Origin of the sequence: Streptomyces sp. McG3 (assembly GCF_018619185.1) — a bacterium.
Classification (GTDB): domain Bacteria; phylum Actinomycetota; class Actinomycetes; order Streptomycetales; family Streptomycetaceae; genus Streptomyces.
In genome coordinates, this window is the sequence record NZ_JAAXYC010000195.1 from 1 (window position 1) to 15,058 (window position 15,058).

Sequence of the window (15,058 nt, forward strand, 5' to 3'; positions counted from 1 at the left end):
CCGGTGGGGTGGCTGGCGGAGCCGTTGGCCGCTGCTGCCGCTGGTCGCGACCGTCCTGCTGCCCGCCCTGCCCGCCGGGACCTCCGGTGGGGGCGGCCCGGCCGACGTGGCCTCCGGCCTCGCGGTGCTGGTGTGCGTGGGGCGGCTGCTGTATCTGCGGCAGCGTCCGCTGAGCGCCACCGCCGCACTGGTCCTGGGCCTGCCCGCCGTGGGCTTCGCGGTGGCCACGGTCACCGCGGCGGACCCGGCGGCGGCCCTGCCGGGGCTGGTCCGCCATCTCCAGGTCTTCGTCCTCGTACCGATCGCCGTGTACCTGCTGCTCCGGGACGCCCACGGGTTCCGGATCGTCGCCGGCTCGCTGGTCCTCCTGGCGGTCGTCCAGGGCGTCGCGGGCGTCCATCAGTACGTCACCGGGACCGGCGCCTCCTACATGGGCGAGGACATCCGGGCGGTCGGCACGTTCGGGCCCAGCGACATCATGGGGATGGCGACCGTCGTCGCCTACGGGCTGCTCGCCGCCGCGGCCTGCGCCCTGCGTACGCCGCGGAACGCCCCGGTCTGGCTGCGTCCCTGCGCCGCCGTCCTCGCCGTCGCGCTGATCGTGCCCCTGACGCTGTCGTTCAGCCGGGGCGTGTGGATCGCCACGGTCGCCGCGGTCCTCGTCACCCTGGCGCTGACCGGGCGGCGGCAGGCTTGGACGTCGCTGGCCGTGCTGGGCGCGGCCGGGGTGGTCCTGGTCGGCGGGTTCGGCATCGGCTCCGAGATGATCGCGGACCGGGCCGCCAGCGTGACCCGGGTGACCAGCACCCCGGACCGGTCGGTCAGCGACCGCTACGCGATGTGGAGCGCGGCGGGCGCGATGTGGCGGGAGCGGCCGGCCGCCGGGGTCGGCCTCAAGGGCTTCCCCGCACACCGTGACGGACACGCCTCCATCGGGCTCTCCTCCGGCAGCGACACGGCCGGGGCGGGCCAGGAGTTCCGCCGGCAGGCGCTCCTCTCCCCGCACAACATGTATCTCCTCGTCCTCAGCGAGCAGGGCCTCATCGGTCTGACCGCGCTCCTCGGCAGTTGGGCGGCGATCCTGGTCGGCGCGGTCCGCAGGCTGTGCGTCGCCCGCTCGCGCGGACACGCGGCCGTGGACTGCGGGCTGGCGGCGGTGGCCCTGATGACCTGGCAGTGCGTCAACTTCCTGTACGCGGACATCGGCGGGCCCACCACCGTCCTGAGCGGGGTCGTGCTGGGGCTGGCCGCCTGGTGGGCGCTGGCCGGGCCGGACCGGGTGGGCGCCGCATGAGTGACACCGGCACCGGCACCGGGACGGAGGCCGAGGCGCGTCCCGCGGACGTGACAGCCCCGCCGCTGCTCCCGGCCCCGGGAGGACCCGAAAAGCCCTTCTCCTCCGGCGTCGCGCCCGGGACGGCCGGCGGCGAGCCGCCCCGGCTCGGGGCCTTCCTCGCCCGCGCGGCGGCGGGCACCGCGGTACTGACCGTGCTGGGGGCCGTCCTCGGTCTGGTGCGGGACCAGGCCATCGCCCGGTACTTCGGGGCGAGCGACGCGAGTGACGCCTTCCTGATCGCCTGGACCGTGCCCGAGATGGCGGCGACGCTGCTGATCGAGGACGGGATGGCGCTCCTCCTGGTCCCCGCCTTCAGCCTCGCCCTGACCCGGCGGGCGGCGGCCGGGGAAGCTCCCGGTTCCGACCCCGTACGGGACCTGGTGGCGGCCACGCTCCCCCGGCTGTTCCTCCTGCTCTCCGGCGGCGCGGCGCTGCTGATCGCGGGCGCCCCGTGGGTCGTGGGCATTCTGGCCCCGGGTCTCGCCGATCCGCGGCTCGCCGTGGACTGCACGCGGCTGACCGCGGTCACCGTCCTCACCTTCGGGATCACCGGCTACTTCAGCGCCGCGCTCCGCGCGCACCGCAGCTTCCTGCCGCCCGCCGGGGTCTATGTCGCGTACAACCTCGGCATCATCGGGATGACGCTGGCGCTGCACGCGGCGTGGGGGGTACGGGCGGCGGCGGTGGGGGTCGCGGTCGGCAGTGTGCTGATGATCCTGACCCAACTGCCCGTGTTCCTGCGGCTGGTACCGCTCGCGCGCCCCCGGCTGCCGAGGTTCGGACGGGGTCGGCGTGCGGCGCGGACCGCTCCGCTGCTGGGCTTCGCGGTGCTGGCCCCGGTGGTCCTGTTCGTGGTGAGCCGTCAGTCCCAGGTGCTGGTGGAGCGGTTCCTGGCCTCGACCCTCCCGGCGGGCGCGATCTCGCATCTGAACTACGCGCAGAAGGTCGCGCAGATGCCGATGGTGCTGTCCCTGATGATCTGCACGGTGACCTTCCCGGTGGTCGCGCAGGCCATGGCCGCGGGGGACCGGGAGAAGGCCCGGCTGCGCGTCGAGCGGGACCTGGCGCTGGCCGGGATGGTGGTGCTGCTCGGCACGGCGGTCGTCCTCGGCTACGCGCCCCAGATCATCGAGGTGCTCTTCCAGCGCGGCGCGTTCGACACCGCCGACACCGCGTCCACCGCCCAGGTGATGCGGGTGTACGCGCTGGGGCTGCTCGGCCACTGTCTGGTCGGCGCGCTGAGCCGGCCGTTCTTCTCGTCCGGGCGGCCCACCTGGTTCCCGGCGTTCGCCATGGGCACCGGGCTGCTGGTCACGATGGGGGCCGGGTACGCCCTGACGTACCGCTTCGGCGTGGACGGCATCGCGACCGCCAACGCGATCGGGATCAGCACGACGGCGCTGCTGCTCCTCATGGGCCTCGGCACCCGGGTGGTGCCGATCCGGACGCGGGCCGTGGCCCTCTCGCTCGGCCGGCTCACCGGGGCGTCGCTGGCGGCGGGCACGGCCGGCTGGGCATGCGCCCCCCTGGTCCCCGATCCGGTGCTGAGTCTGGCCGCCGGGTGTCTTCTCGTTCCCGCCGTGTTCTTCCTGACCGGGCTGGCCCTGCGCTCGCCCGAGGTCGTCTCCCTGCTGGCACTCACCCGACGGAGGTTCCTTGATGGCCGCTGAATCCTCGGCACATTGCGCCGACGCTCCCTCGTCCCGGCTCCGCCCGCACACCCGCCGTCAGCCGTGGATTCTCACGTACCACTCGGTGACGGATCCGAGCGACGATCCGTACGGCATCACCGTCTCCCCCGACCGCCTCGACGAGCAGCTGTCCTGGCTGCGCAGCAGGCGGCTGACGGGGGTGGGGGTGTCCGAGCTGCTGCGCGCGGGGGACGCGGGGCGGCGCGGGCTGGTCGGGCTGACCTTCGACGACGGGTACGCGGACTTCCTCGACGAGGCACTGCCGGTGCTGCGCGAGCACGGCTTCCGGGCGACGGTCTTCGTCCTCCCGGGCCGGCCGGGCGGCGTCAACGAGTGGGATCCGCTCGGCCCGCGCAAACCGCTGCTCACCCACGACGGCGTCCGGCGGGTCGCCGCCGCGGGCATGGAGGTCGGCTCGCACGGTCTGTACCACCAGGACCTGACAGCCCTTCCGGACGAGGAGCTGCGCCGGGAGACCACCCGCAGCCGGGAGCTGATCGGTGAACTCACCGGGTCGCTCCCGGAGGGCTTCTGCTACCCGTACGGCATCCTCGACCGCCGGGTCACCGAGGCCGCGCGCTCGGCGGGCTACGGCTACGCGTGCGCGCTGGCTCCCGGCCCGCTGCTCAGCCGGTTCGCGCTGCCCCGCACCCACATCAGCCAGGCGGACCGGGGGGTACGGCTGTGGGCGAAGGACCTGCGGCACGGGCTGCGGCAGGTGGCGGCGCCCGGTACGGGCACCCGGGTCGCCGGGCCGGTGCGGACGGGCGGCCCGCTGTGAGGGCGCTGCACGTCATCACCGGGCTCGGGGTAGGCGGCGCCGAGCGGCAGTTGCGGCTGCTGCTGCGTCACCTGCCGGTGGAGTGCGACGTCGTGACGCTCACCAACCCGGGGGCGGTGGCCGCGGAGCTGCGGTCCGACGGCATCCGGGTGACCCACCTCGGGATGCGCGGCAACCGGGACCTTGTCGCCGTCGGGAGACTGGCGCGGCTGATCCGGGACGGCCGCTACGACGTGGTCCACACGCATCTGTACCGGGCCTGTGTGTACGGCAGGATCGCGGCCCGGCTCGCCGGGACCCGGGCCACCGTCGCGACCGAGCACTCCCTGGGGCGTGCCGAGATCGAGGGCCGCCCGCTCACCCGGTCCATCCGCGCCCTCTACCTCGCGACCGAACGCCTCGGGGCGGCGACCGTCGCCGTCTCCTCCACCGTGGCCGGCCGGCTGCGGGACTGGGGCGTGCCGGCCGACCGGATCCGGCTGGTGCCGAACGGCATCGACGCGGACCGGTTCCGCTTCGACGCGGCGCGCCGGGCATCCGTACGGGCGGAACTGGGCGTCCCCGACGAGGCGTTCGTCGTCGGCGGGGTCGGGCGGCTGGTGCCGGGCAAGCGGTTCGACGTGCTGATCCGCGCGGTCGCCGCCCTGCCGGAGGCCCGCCTGCTGCTGGCCGGGGACGGTCCGGAGGCCGGGCCGCTGCGGGCGCTGGCCCTGCGCCTCGGGGCCGTGGACCGGATCCGGTTCCTCGGGGAGTGCGACGAGCGCGGGGACGGCCCGGTCCCGGGTGTTCCGGCGCTGCTGAGCGCCCTGGACGCCTTCGTCTCCACGTCCCGGGAGGAGTCCTTCGGTCTCGCCGCCGTGGAGGCGCTCGCCGCCGGACTGCCCGTGCTCCACGACGCCTGCCCGGCCATCGACGACCTGCCCGCCGCCCACGCCCCCGCGGCCACCCGGATCGCCGGGAGCCCCGAGGAGCTGACGGCCCGGCTGCGGCAGCGGATACAGGCCGGAGCCGCCCGGCAGCCGCCGCCCCGGGCCGTCGGCCATTACGACATCAGGCGCAGCAGCGAGCGTCTGATGGACGTGTACGCGTACGCCCTCGACACCGCCCCACCGAACCGGAGAGCCCTTTCATGACCGACTCACCCGAGCAGCAGCGTCGACATGTCGTCGTCCGTCGGCTGCGCACCGCCCTCGCCCGGCTGCCGCACTGGTGGCCGCTGCCCGTCTCCGTGCTGATCGGCACCGCGTCCGGGCTCTCGTACAGTGCGCTCGCCGCGGACCGGTACGAGGCCACCAGCTATGCGATGGCGGTCGCCGAGGCCGAGACGGACCCCTCGGCGGCCCTGGGGTACGCCCAGTCGTACGGGCGGCTCACGACGAGCGACGCGACGCTCTCGTACGCCCAGGGCGCGGCCGGCGAGCCGGTGCGCGAGCTGCGGTCCCACGTCCGTTCGGAGACCTCTCCCGACTCGCCGATGATCTCGGTGACGGGCACGTCCGAGGACCGGCACAAGGCGGCCGACATCGCCAACGCGGTCATCGAGGCCGTCATCGTGAGCAGCGGCCATGTCTCCAAGGACACCGGGGTGAAGCTGATCAAGTTCACCCATGCGATGACGCCGGACCAGGCGGTCTCGCCGTCCGTGCCGCTGGGCGCCGCCGTGGGGGCCGCGACGGGCGGGCTGCTGGGCGGCCTCGTGCTGCTGGTCCGGCCGCGCCGGGCCGGCCTGCGCGTCTCGGCGCAGGTTCCCGGTCCGACGGCCGGGAGCGGCAACGTCGCCCAGGACGACCGGGAGCTCGTCCGATGACGGGGCGCCGGGCGGGCGGCCTCGTCGTGACCCTGTGCCGGGACTTCGGGGAGTTCGGCGCTCTCGCCGGGGAGTGGGAGGCGCTGCACCGCCGCTGCGCCACCGCGACCCCGTTCCAGAGCCATGCCTGGCTGCACTCGTGGTGGATCTCCTACGGTCAGGAGGGCCGGCTGCGGGTGCTGCTGGTCCGTCGGGCGGGGCGGCTGATCGGGGCGGCGCCGCTGATGCTGGTGCACCGTCCGATGCCGCTGCTCGTCCCGATGGGCGGGGCTATCTCCGACTTCTTCGACATCCTGCTGGACGAGGAGGAGGCCGGCTACGCGGTGGGGGCGCTGGGTCGCGGTCTGGACCGGGCGGCCCGGCACACCGTGGTGGACCTGCGGGAGGTCAGGCCCGACGCGTCGGCGCAGTTGCTGTTCGGGCGGTGGGCCGGGGCCCGGAGCCGGCTCACCGACTCGACGTGCATGGAACTGCCGGCCGAGCCGCTGGGCGACACCGTGGCGCGGCTGACGGGCTCGCGGGGCCAGCGGCTGCGCTCCAAGCTGCGCAAGGTCGACGCCCTGGGCATCGAGGCGCACCGGATCCCGCGGGACGGGGTGCCCGCCGCGATCGGCACGCTGCTGCGGCTGCACGAGCGGCAGTGGGAGGGCCGGGCGGTCAACCCCGAGCATCTCCGGGCGCGGTTCTCGGACCATCTGATCCGGTCGGTGGGACGGATGGTGGGGGACGGTACGGCGGCCATGACCGAGTTCCGGCTGAACGGCGAGGTGGTGGCGTCCAACCTGTCGTTGCAGTCCGGGCAGCTGACGGGCGGCTATCTGTACGGTGCGGATCCGGCGCTGCGCGAACAGAAGGTCGATGTGTCGACGATGCTGCTGCGCGAGGTCGCCCAGCAGGCCTCGGACGGCGGGCGCGCGGTGCTGAGCCTGCTGCGCGGTGCGGAGAGCTACAAGAACCACTGGGGGCCGGTGCCGGTGGTCAACCAGCGGCTGCTGCTGGCGCGGCCGGGCCTGGAGCCGCTCCTGCGGCTGCGCGAGTCGCAGGTGGCCGTACGGGAGCGGGCGGTGGAGACGGTGAAGGCCCGGTTCCCGGCGGCGCGGGACTGGCACGAGCGGTTGACGGGGCTGCCGGTGATCGGGCGCTGACGCCGCGGGGCGTACGCCTGACAGGGTCGTCGGAGATATCACCTATGAGCCGATCCGTTACCGTCCGGCCTCTCCCGCGTTGTCAGGGGGTGCGGGCCTCGCGTCCGCAGCACACCCCCTATCTGTTCTAGGAGTTCCGAATGTCTCGTATGACGAAGGTCGCCGCAGTCATGGCCGGCACCGGCGCCCTGATCGCCGGCGGCGCCGGCATGGCGTCCGCGGACGCGGGCGCGCAGGGCCTCGCCGCGGCCTCCCCCGGCGTCCTTTCGGGCAACGCCGTCCAGGTCCCCGTGCACGTGCCGGTGAACCTCTGCGGCAACACGATCAACGTGATCGGCCTGCTGAACCCGGCCTTCGGCAACACCTGCGTCAACGCGGACGCGGGTCACCACGACAAGGGCGGCTACGGCTACGGCCGCTGATCTCCCCGTGTTTCCGGAACGCCCGGTCCCCTCCTCGCGGAGGGGGCCGGGCGTTCCGCCGTCCGGGCTCAGGCGTAGCGGTAGAGCTTGCCGTGGTCGAGGAGCTTCCTCGGGGTCACGCCCCAGGGGGGCATCGCGTCGTCGAGGCCGAAGACGTAGTCGCGGTCCGGGCCGGGCGAGGCGGGCTTGCGGCCCGGCAGGTAGGCGGACTTCGGGTGGGCCTTGCGCCACCGGTCCCACAGGAGGTCGATGAAGGAGTGGTGGAGCCAGAACACCGGGTCCTCGGGGGAGGCCGCGCCCGCCATCGGGCCGCCGACCCACTGGTGGACCTGGTTGTGGAGGCCCACCCCGCGCACGTCCCGGATCCCCCAGCCCTCGATGCGGTTGCGGAAGCCCTCGGCGCAGACGCTGTTCCAGGGCTCGGTGTCGTAGACGGGGTCCTTGAGCGCCCGCGCCAGGTCGTTCCCGGTGGGGAGGGAGACCGGGTCGCGGCCCGGTCTGCCGAAGTTGCGGGTGAGGTAGTGCTCGTCGGTGACGCCCCTGCCGACGCTCCAGTTGCCCGCGCCGTAGGCGAACGCCCCGGTGGTGACCTGACGGTCACCGGTCCTGCCGTTGCCGCCGAGGAAGTCCTCCGCCCAGAGCGACGAGGTCGGCTTGTTGTCGTGGGTCCAGTCCCAGTACGGGACGCTGACGCCCGCGTCGACGCCCCGGAGCGCCTTCTCGAACTCCAGCAGGTACTGGCGGTGCCAGGGGAAGAACGAGGACGTCATGTGTGCCGGGCGCGGCCGCCGCTCGGTGTCCATGACGTAGTACTCCCGGTGCATGACGACGAAGTCGTCGTAGCGGCCCGAGCGCTTCAGTTTCAGGATCGCGTCGACGAGCCGGCGCTTCTCGGTGCGCGTGAGGTCGCGCTGGTTCTTGCGGGTGTACACCGGTGCTGGTCCTCCTGGTTCACATGCGGTGCGCGGCGGGGTGCGCGAGTTGGGCGGCTCCGAGCTCGTCGACGGCGGCACGGGCCGTCTCCAGCAGCGTCGGGTACGACTCGTAGTGCCGGACGTCGCTCAGATAGGTGCCGTCCGACCGCCTCATGACGTGCAGGGGCCTGCCGTCGATGCTGATCTCGGCGCCCGGTTCGGCGGCGATCGCGACCCGGTCGTCGTCGGTGGCGCCGGCGGGGACGACGGCGGTCGCCGTCGCCCGGATCTCCCGGCCCCGGTACATCTCGGCGAACTCGTCCGTCGTGGGTACGGGGCGGGACCCGGGGCCGGACGCGGGCACCCGGGGTGCGGGCCGGGCCGCGGCGGCCCGCTCACGGTCGAACAGCGGGAGCAGGGCGCCCGCGGTGCCTGTGACCACTGCGGCGGTGAAGGCTCCGCGCAGGACGATCCGGCGGGAGGGAACGCGGGTGCCGCCCGGTTTCGCGGGGGTGGGGCTCATGAGATGACTACCTGCCTCTCGTTGACTCGCCTCGTCGACTCGTTGACTCGCTCACTCGTCCGAGGTGCTTCTGATGGCGATGTTGACAACGAGGCGGTGGCGAAACAGTTCTCGTGCGTGCGGCGTACGGCGCACAGATGCCGGCTCCGTTCCGTCAAACGCGTGAGCATGCGCGCTCATCGGGAGCGACGGGCCGCGTCGATGGGGCTCCTCGCGGCCGGCGGGCCGGACCATGGCCTGGCGAACCGTGGAGGTGATGGGCATGACCGTTCCGTACCAGTTGTCCGAGGACCGTGTACTGCGCGCGGCGGACGTCGATCTGGCCGACCCGGCCTTCTGGCGGCTGCCCCGCCCCGTGAGGCTCAGGGCCTTCGCCCTGCTGCGGGAGCTGGACGCGCCGGTCCTGTTCACTCCGCGGGCCGGTGCCGCGCGCACCGCGGGGAAGCCGTTCCACGCCTTGGTGCGCCATGCGGACGTGCGGACCGCGAGCCGGGCGCCCCAGGTGTTCGCGAGCGCTCCGGGGGTCACCACCCCGGAGCCGGCCGGCTGGGCGAAGGCGCTGTTCGGGAACTCGATGGTCAACATGGACGGGCCCGAGCACGCGGCGCTGCGCCGGATCATCTCGCGGCGGTTCACCCCCCGGCTGCTGGCGGACGTCGAGGAGAACGTCGGCCGGCTCGCCGGGCGGCTGGTGGACGAGCTGATCGCCGAGCGCCCCCGGGACTTCATGCCGTCGGCGGCCTCGCGGCTGCCGCTGGAGGTGATCTGCGACCTGATGGGCATCCCGGAGGCGTACCGGGCGCGGATCGCGGAGCAGATCGACCACGCCTCGGAGCACGTCGGCGTCGAGCGCCGGGGCCGGGCCCGGCTGCGGATTCCCGGCCGTGGGCTGGCGTCGCTGGCCCGGATGCAGTTCGTCATGGGGCGGCTCGCCCGGGAACGGCGCCGTCACCCCGAGGACGACCTCGTCTCGGCGCTCGTCAGCGCGGACATCGACGGCGAGGCGCTGTCCGGGCGGCAGCTCGGGGCCTTCTTCTCACTGCTGCTGGTGGCGGGGGTGGAGACGACGCGCAACGCCATCGCGCACGGGCTGTTCCTGCTCGACCGGCATCCGGAGCAGCGGGAGCTGCTGCGGTCCGACTTCGACCGGTACATCGGCGGCGCCGTCGACGAGATCGTGCGGCATTCGACGCCGATCATCCAGTTCCGCAGGACGGTCGCCGAGGAATGCGCACTGGGCGGCCGTACGTTTCTCCCGGGGGATAAAGTCGCTCTCATCTACGCGTCGGCCAATCGTGACGAGAAGGTTTTCACCCATCCGGATCGCTTCGACATCACCCGGTCGCCCAATCCCCATCTGGGATACGGCGGCGGGGGCCCGCACCACTGCCTGGGAGCGCATCTGGCGCGGGTCGAAATGACGGCCCTCTTCCGGGAACTGATCGCCCGTCGTCCCGTCATGCGCAATCTGGGGGATCCGGACCTGGTCGACTCGAATTTCGACAACCGCGTCGGATCGCTGCCCTTCACGTTCGGCCCCACATTCACCTGAACGGCACGTCCGCAACGCCGAATACGATAAATGGACTCCTGCGCGTGCCCCTGGTGCACGATGATGCGACTCTCTCCCTATCAGGCCGAACCGGCCGGAATTCACCGCAGCCAGGAGGAGTTATGCCGGCTAAGCGCCGTCTCATCGTTTCGTGCATCGCGGCGGCTGCTCTCAGCCTCCTGGCTGGTGGCGGCATCGCGGGCCAGTCGCCGCCGGGCACCGATTCCGTCGACGGTGCCGCGCCCGGGGCGCCGGGGGCGGCGAGCGGCACGGCGCACGGCGCGTATCTGGACTACGGGCCCGCCGGGGTCAGCAGGATGGCCGAGCTGTCGCGCTGGCTCGGCGGGGCGGAGCTGCGGGTGGGGCACACGTACCTGCCGGGCGATCTGTGGGTGAACATCGAGGGGACGCCCGATTTCCTCGACGCCTGGGCGGACTGGAGACAGGCGGACCCGGAACGGATGTTCGTCCTGAACGTGCCGATGCTGGAGCGCAACGAGGAGCGGGTCCCGGACGACGAGGTCCGCACCCTGCTGCGGGCGGGCGCGGCCGGGGAGTACGACCAGCACTTCACCCGGCTCGCGGAGCGGCTGGTGGAGCTGGGCGTTCCGGACACCGTGATCGTGCTCGGCTGGGAGATGAACGGCACCACGTACACCCATCGGTGCGGACCCGATCCCGCGTCCTGGAAGGCGTACTGGGAGCGGATCGTCACGGCGATGCGCGCGGTGCCCGGTCAGGACTTCCGCTTCGACTTCACGCCGAGCCGGGGGCGGGACGCGGTGCCGTGGACCGAGTGCTACCCGGGCGACGACGTCGTCGACATCATCGGGATGGACTCCTACGACCAGCCGCCCGGCGAGACCTTCGACGACCAGATCACCGACCCGTACGGGCTCCAGAAGCACGTCGACTTCGCCGCGGAGCACGGCAAGCCCATCTCGTTCCCGGAGTGGGGGCTCTTCCGCAACGGCGACAACCCCGAGTACATGAGGCGGATGCTGGAGTGGATCGACCGGCACAAGCCGCTCTACCAGACGGTCACGGACTACTGCCCGCACGGCGTCTGGCAGTGCAAGAGCAATCCGCGGTCCTCGAAGGTGTTCCGGACGATGCTGACCGAGATGGCCGCACCGGCCGCACCCGCGCCCAGCCCGACGCCTACCCCTACCCCTACCCCTACGCCGACGCCCACTCCCGATCCCGCTCCGACGGATCCGGCGCCGTCCCCGACGGTCCCGCCGTCCGTGGTGCCGTCCCCGGTGGCGCCGGCGCCCACGGACCCGGGGGGCGGCGCGCCGCCCGCCCGCGAGTGGTGTGTGTCGGTCCCGTTCGGCGACTGGCTGGGCCCGTGGCTGCGGGAGCGCGAGATCTGCTTCCGCTACTGATCCCGGGCGTGGAAACGGCCCCGGCCCTCCTGTCGGGGCCGGAGCCGTCCACCCACACGGGTCCAGCGCGGGGGCAGGTGGACAAGCGACCGCTTGTCACCACCACCAACGCGGACCCGGCCCGCTCCGTCACGCCGCCGAACGAGGGACAGCCCGCGCCCGGACTCCGCACCGGGCGCGGTCCGGGGCGACGCGCGACCATGGAAACCTACAGAGGGTGGTGAGGTGCAATGGCATCCGCCGATGAGGGCTCCCCGGCGGAGCGCGGCCCGCTGCCCTCCGGGGACGGGCGGGAACCGGCGCGGACGACCGACGGCGCGGCGGCGGTGATCGCCGGGGACGGCACGGTCATCGGCTGGACCCGCGGGGCCGAGGCGCTGCTCGGGTATCCGGCGGCCGAGGTGGTCGGCCGGTCCGCCTCCCAGCTGCTCACGGGCCCCCCGGACGCCCGGCGCACGGCCGCGGTGGCCGCCCGTTGCCGGGCCGGTTCGGGGTGGAGCGGGCTGGTGCCCCTGCGCGCCCGGGACGGCCGGTCGCTGGACATCGACGTACGGGCCTCCGCCTCCTTCCTGATCGCCGGCCGGGAGGGCTTCCTGGTCTCCGGGCGGGAACTCACCCCGCACTGGACCATGCGCGGGTCCGTGCTGGACGACTTCCTGACCCGGTCGCCGGTCGGGATGGCGGTGCTCGACCCCGAGCTGCGCTATCTCTGGCTGAACGACACCCTGGAGCGGTTCGGCGGCGTGCCCCGGGAGCAGCGTCTGGGGCGTCGGCCGAGCGACGTGCTGCCCGGAGCACTGGCGACGCCCATCGAGCGGCTGATGCGGCAGGTCCTGTCGACCGGTGAGGCGATCACGGACTACGAGTACCTGGGCTGGAGCTGGGCCGATCCGCACCGCCGACGGGCGTACGCGAGCTCGTTCTTCCCGCTGGCCGACGCCCGCGACCGGCGGATCGGCGTCGGCTACATGGTCCTCGACGTCACCGACCGGTGGAACGCGCGCCGGCTGCTCGCGCTGGTGAACGAGGCCGGAGCGAGTATCGGCTCCACCCTGGACGTACAGCGTACGGCGCAGGAACTCGCCGACTTCGCGGTGCCCCGGTTCGCGGACTTCGTCTTCGTCGACCTGCTGGAGAACCCGTTCGGCGGAGACCGGCCGGGGACGGTGGCGCCGGCCGAGGGCGAGCGGCCCGCCATGCGCCGGGCGGGCATGAGCTCGGTGCGGGAGGGCTGTCCGGAGGCGGTCGTACGGGTCGGGGAGGCGCTCGACTTCGTGCCGCCGCCGCACGACGCGCGCTTCCTCCTCGACGGCGACCCGGTTCTGCTCCCGGCGCTCGACCCGGACAGCCACGGGTGGACGGTGGAGCAGCCCGCGCGGGCGGCCCGGCTCCGGGAGTTCGGGCTGCACTCGTTGATCTCCGTGCCGATGCGGGCGCGCGACACCGTGCTGGGGCTGACCACCTTCATGCGGTCGCAGAATCCGGTGCCGTTCGACGAGGACGATGTGGCGCCTGCCCGGGAGCTGGTGGCGCGTGCGGCCGTGTGTGTGGACAACGCCCGCCGCTATACCCGGGAGCACACCGCGGCACTGGTGCTCCAGCGGAGCCTGCTGCCGCACACGCTGCGCGGCGGGACGGCGCTGGACGTGGCGTCGTCGTACCTTCCGGCGGACGCGAAGGACGGGGTGGGCGGTGACTGGTTCGACGTGATCCCGCTGTCCGGGGCCCGGGTCGGCCTGGTCATCGGCGATGTCGTCGGGCACGGCATCGGGGCCGCGGCGACCATGGGCCGGCTGCGCACCGCCGTACAGACGCTGGCCGACATGGATCTTCCCCCGGACGAGCTGCTGGCACGGCTGGACGATCTCGTACTGCGGCTCAGCGAGGAGGAGCGCGCGGGGGGACCGGAGGAGCGGGGCGGGACGACGGTGGTGGGGGCCACCTGCCTGTACGCCGTCTACGACCCGGCGAACGGCTGCTGCACGATGGCACGGGCCGGTCATCCGCCGCCGGTGATCGTCACGCCGGACAACGCGGTCAGCTTCCCGGACCTGCCCGCCGGGCCGCCCCTCGGACTGGGCGGGCTGCCCTTCGAGGCCCTGGAGATCGAGCTGCCCGAAGGGAGCCTCATCGGCCTCTACACCGACGGGCTCATCGAAGGGGCCGACAGGGACCTCGAACGCGGAATGGACCGTCTTGGCCGGGCGGTGTCCCGGGACGGAATGCCGCTGGAGGACCTGTGTCCGGCGGTGGTCAAGGAGCTGCTGCCCGTCCCGCAGCCGGACGACATCGCGCTGCTCCTCGCCCGGACGCATCGTCTGAGCCCCGAGCACCTGGTTTCGTGGGACGTGCCCGTGGACCCCGCGGCGGTGGGCGAGACCAGGGCCAAGGTCTCCCGCCGGCTGGAGGCTTGGGGGCTCGCGGAACTGTCGATGACGACGGAGCTGATCGTCAGCGAGCTGGTGACCAACGCGATCCGGTACGGCGCGGGGCCGGTGCGGCTGCGGCTGCTGTTCCAGTCGTCGCTGACCTGCGAGGTGTCCGACGCCAGCAACACCTCGCCGCGGCTGCGGCACGCCAGGACGACGGACGAGGGCGGGCGCGGGCTGTTCCTGGTCGCCCAGCTCGCCCATCGGTGGGGCACGCGCTACACCCCCCGGGGGAAGATCATCTGGGCGGAGCAGCCCCTTCCCTGATCCTGCCGATCCGCGGGACGCCCCCTGATGGCTCTCCTCAAGGACTCTGCTCGCGGGCGAAGAGGCGGGTGAGCGGGCCGCCCGCCCGGATCAGCTCGTCCCAGGTGCCCTCCTCGACGATGCGCCCGCCGTCCAGGACCGCGATCCGGTCGGCCCTGCGGACCGTCGCCGGGCGGTGGGCGATCACCAGGGTCGTCCGGGTGGCGGAGTCGGCCGCGAGCGCCCGGGACAGTTCCGCGTCGCCCCGGTGGTCCAGGTGGGCCGTCGTCTCGTCCAGGACGAGTACGCGCGGGCCGCTCAGCAGCCCCCGGGCCAGGGCCACCCGGGCGCGCTGGCCGCCGGACAGGGTCGCGCCCCGCTCGCCCACGGCGGTGTCCAGCCCGTCGGGCAGGGCGTCGGCGACGGGGGCGATGCCGCAGATCCGGGTCACCGTGCCCAGTTCGTCCGCCGTGGCGTCCGGACGGCCCAGGCGGAGGTTCTCGGCGAGGGTGCCGTGGAAGAGCGGGGCTTCCTGCCCCACCACGGAAACGGCGGCGCGCAGGTCCTCCTCGGTGAGGTCCCGCAGGTCCACCGGGTCGGCCGGGCCGGGGGGCACCAGCTCCACGACGCCGCCCTCGGGGTCCCAGTAGCGCGCCAGGAGGTGGGCGCAGGTCGACTTGCCCGCACCGGACGCTCCTACGAGGGCCACGGTCTCGCCCGGCCGGACGGTCAGGTCGAGGCCGTCCAGCACGGCCTCCCCCCCGTAGCCGAACCGGACTCCGCGCAGTCGCAGGCCGAGCGGTCCCGGCGGTACGGGGCGGGGG

At 73.6% G+C, this 15,058-nt stretch carries 13 protein-coding genes; 10 read left to right on the top strand and 3 right to left on the bottom strand.

Annotated elements, in window-relative coordinates; all coding sequences use genetic code 11:
- The 7 genes from HET64_RS26070 to HET64_RS26100 all read left to right on the top strand — a co-directional run.
- A partial coding sequence (locus HET64_RS26070; protein WP_251145884.1) for an O-antigen ligase occupies positions 1–1,294 on the top strand: 1,294 nt, incomplete at its 5' end.
- Entirely contained in the window at positions 1,291–3,006 is a 1,716-nt protein-coding gene (gene murJ / locus HET64_RS26075) for a murein biosynthesis integral membrane protein MurJ (RefSeq protein ID WP_215109563.1), read from the top strand. The genes HET64_RS26070 and murJ, both read left to right, overlap by 4 nt.
- Positions 2,996–3,808 (top strand): polysaccharide deacetylase family protein, encoded by an 813-nt coding sequence (locus HET64_RS26080; RefSeq protein WP_215109565.1) that lies wholly within the window; start codon positions 2,996–2,998, stop codon positions 3,806–3,808. Before murJ ends, HET64_RS26080 begins: the two co-directional genes overlap by 11 nt.
- A complete protein-coding gene (locus HET64_RS26085) occupies positions 3,805–4,941 on the top strand; it encodes a glycosyltransferase (protein WP_215109566.1) in 1,137 nt (378 codons plus the stop codon). Before HET64_RS26080 ends, HET64_RS26085 begins: the two co-directional genes overlap by 4 nt.
- Complete coding sequence (locus HET64_RS26090) at positions 4,938–5,615, top strand: lipopolysaccharide biosynthesis protein (protein ID WP_215109568.1); 678 nt, start codon at positions 4,938–4,940, stop codon at positions 5,613–5,615. Before HET64_RS26085 ends, HET64_RS26090 begins: the two co-directional genes overlap by 4 nt.
- Positions 5,612–6,760: a GNAT family N-acetyltransferase gene (locus HET64_RS26095; protein ID WP_215109570.1), complete on the top strand. Its 1,149-nt coding sequence runs from the start codon at positions 5,612–5,614 to the stop codon at positions 6,758–6,760. Before HET64_RS26090 ends, HET64_RS26095 begins: the two co-directional genes overlap by 4 nt.
- 140 nt (positions 6,761–6,900) lie before the next feature.
- Entirely contained in the window at positions 6,901–7,182 is a 282-nt protein-coding gene (locus tag HET64_RS26100) for a chaplin (RefSeq protein WP_073742317.1), read from the top strand.
- A gap of 68 nt (positions 7,183–7,250) precedes the next feature.
- On the opposite strand, the gene HET64_RS26105 is transcribed toward HET64_RS26100, so the two are convergent.
- Positions 7,251–8,114, bottom strand: a complete 864-nt coding sequence (locus HET64_RS26105) for a tyrosinase family protein (protein ID WP_215109572.1) — start codon at positions 8,112–8,114, stop codon at positions 7,251–7,253.
- A gap of 19 nt (positions 8,115–8,133) precedes the next feature.
- Positions 8,134–8,619, bottom strand: a complete 486-nt coding sequence (locus HET64_RS26110; RefSeq protein ID WP_215109574.1) for a tyrosinase cofactor — start codon at positions 8,617–8,619, stop codon at positions 8,134–8,136.
- A gap of 262 nt (positions 8,620–8,881) precedes the next feature.
- On the opposite strand from HET64_RS26110, the gene HET64_RS26115 reads away from it, so the two are divergent.
- The 3 genes from HET64_RS26115 (at position 8,882) to HET64_RS26125 (ending at position 14,255) form a co-directional block, all read left to right on the top strand.
- Positions 8,882–10,171: a cytochrome P450 gene (locus HET64_RS26115; RefSeq protein WP_215109576.1), complete on the top strand. Its 1,290-nt coding sequence runs from the start codon at positions 8,882–8,884 to the stop codon at positions 10,169–10,171.
- Between the two features lie 122 nt (positions 10,172–10,293).
- Positions 10,294–11,559: a glycoside hydrolase family 26 protein gene (locus HET64_RS26120; RefSeq protein WP_215109578.1), complete on the top strand. Its 1,266-nt coding sequence runs from the start codon at positions 10,294–10,296 to the stop codon at positions 11,557–11,559.
- Positions 11,560–11,789: 230 nt separating this feature from the next.
- Complete coding sequence (locus tag HET64_RS26125; protein WP_215109581.1) at positions 11,790–14,255, top strand: SpoIIE family protein phosphatase; 2,466 nt, start codon at positions 11,790–11,792, stop codon at positions 14,253–14,255.
- Between the two features lie 37 nt (positions 14,256–14,292).
- On the opposite strand, the gene HET64_RS26130 is transcribed toward HET64_RS26125, so the two are convergent.
- The coding region (locus tag HET64_RS26130; RefSeq protein ID WP_251145885.1) for an ABC transporter ATP-binding protein at positions 14,293–15,058 on the bottom strand (766 nt) is incomplete at its 5' end.

Excerpts from the sequence above, each read along its gene's own strand:
- HET64_RS26090 (WP_215109568.1), top strand. The coding sequence starts at position 4,938 with ATGACCGACTCACCCGAGCAGCAGCGTCGACATGTCGTCGTCCGTCGG.
- HET64_RS26080 (WP_215109565.1), top strand. The coding sequence starts at position 2,996 with ATGGCCGCTGAATCCTCGGCACATTGCGCCGACGCTCCCTCGTCCCGG.
- HET64_RS26120 (WP_215109578.1), top strand. The coding sequence starts at position 10,294 with ATGCCGGCTAAGCGCCGTCTCATCGTTTCGTGCATCGCGGCGGCTGCT.
- HET64_RS26100 (WP_073742317.1), top strand. The coding sequence starts at position 6,901 with ATGTCTCGTATGACGAAGGTCGCCGCAGTCATGGCCGGCACCGGCGCC.
- HET64_RS26110 (WP_215109574.1), bottom strand. The coding sequence starts at position 8,619 with ATGAGCCCCACCCCCGCGAAACCGGGCGGCACCCGCGTTCCCTCCCGC.
- HET64_RS26095 (WP_215109570.1), top strand. The coding sequence starts at position 5,612 with ATGACGGGGCGCCGGGCGGGCGGCCTCGTCGTGACCCTGTGCCGGGAC.
- HET64_RS26125 (WP_215109581.1), top strand. The coding sequence starts at position 11,790 with ATGGCATCCGCCGATGAGGGCTCCCCGGCGGAGCGCGGCCCGCTGCCC.
- murJ (WP_215109563.1), top strand. The coding sequence starts at position 1,291 with ATGAGTGACACCGGCACCGGCACCGGGACGGAGGCCGAGGCGCGTCCC.
- HET64_RS26115 (WP_215109576.1), top strand. The coding sequence starts at position 8,882 with ATGACCGTTCCGTACCAGTTGTCCGAGGACCGTGTACTGCGCGCGGCG.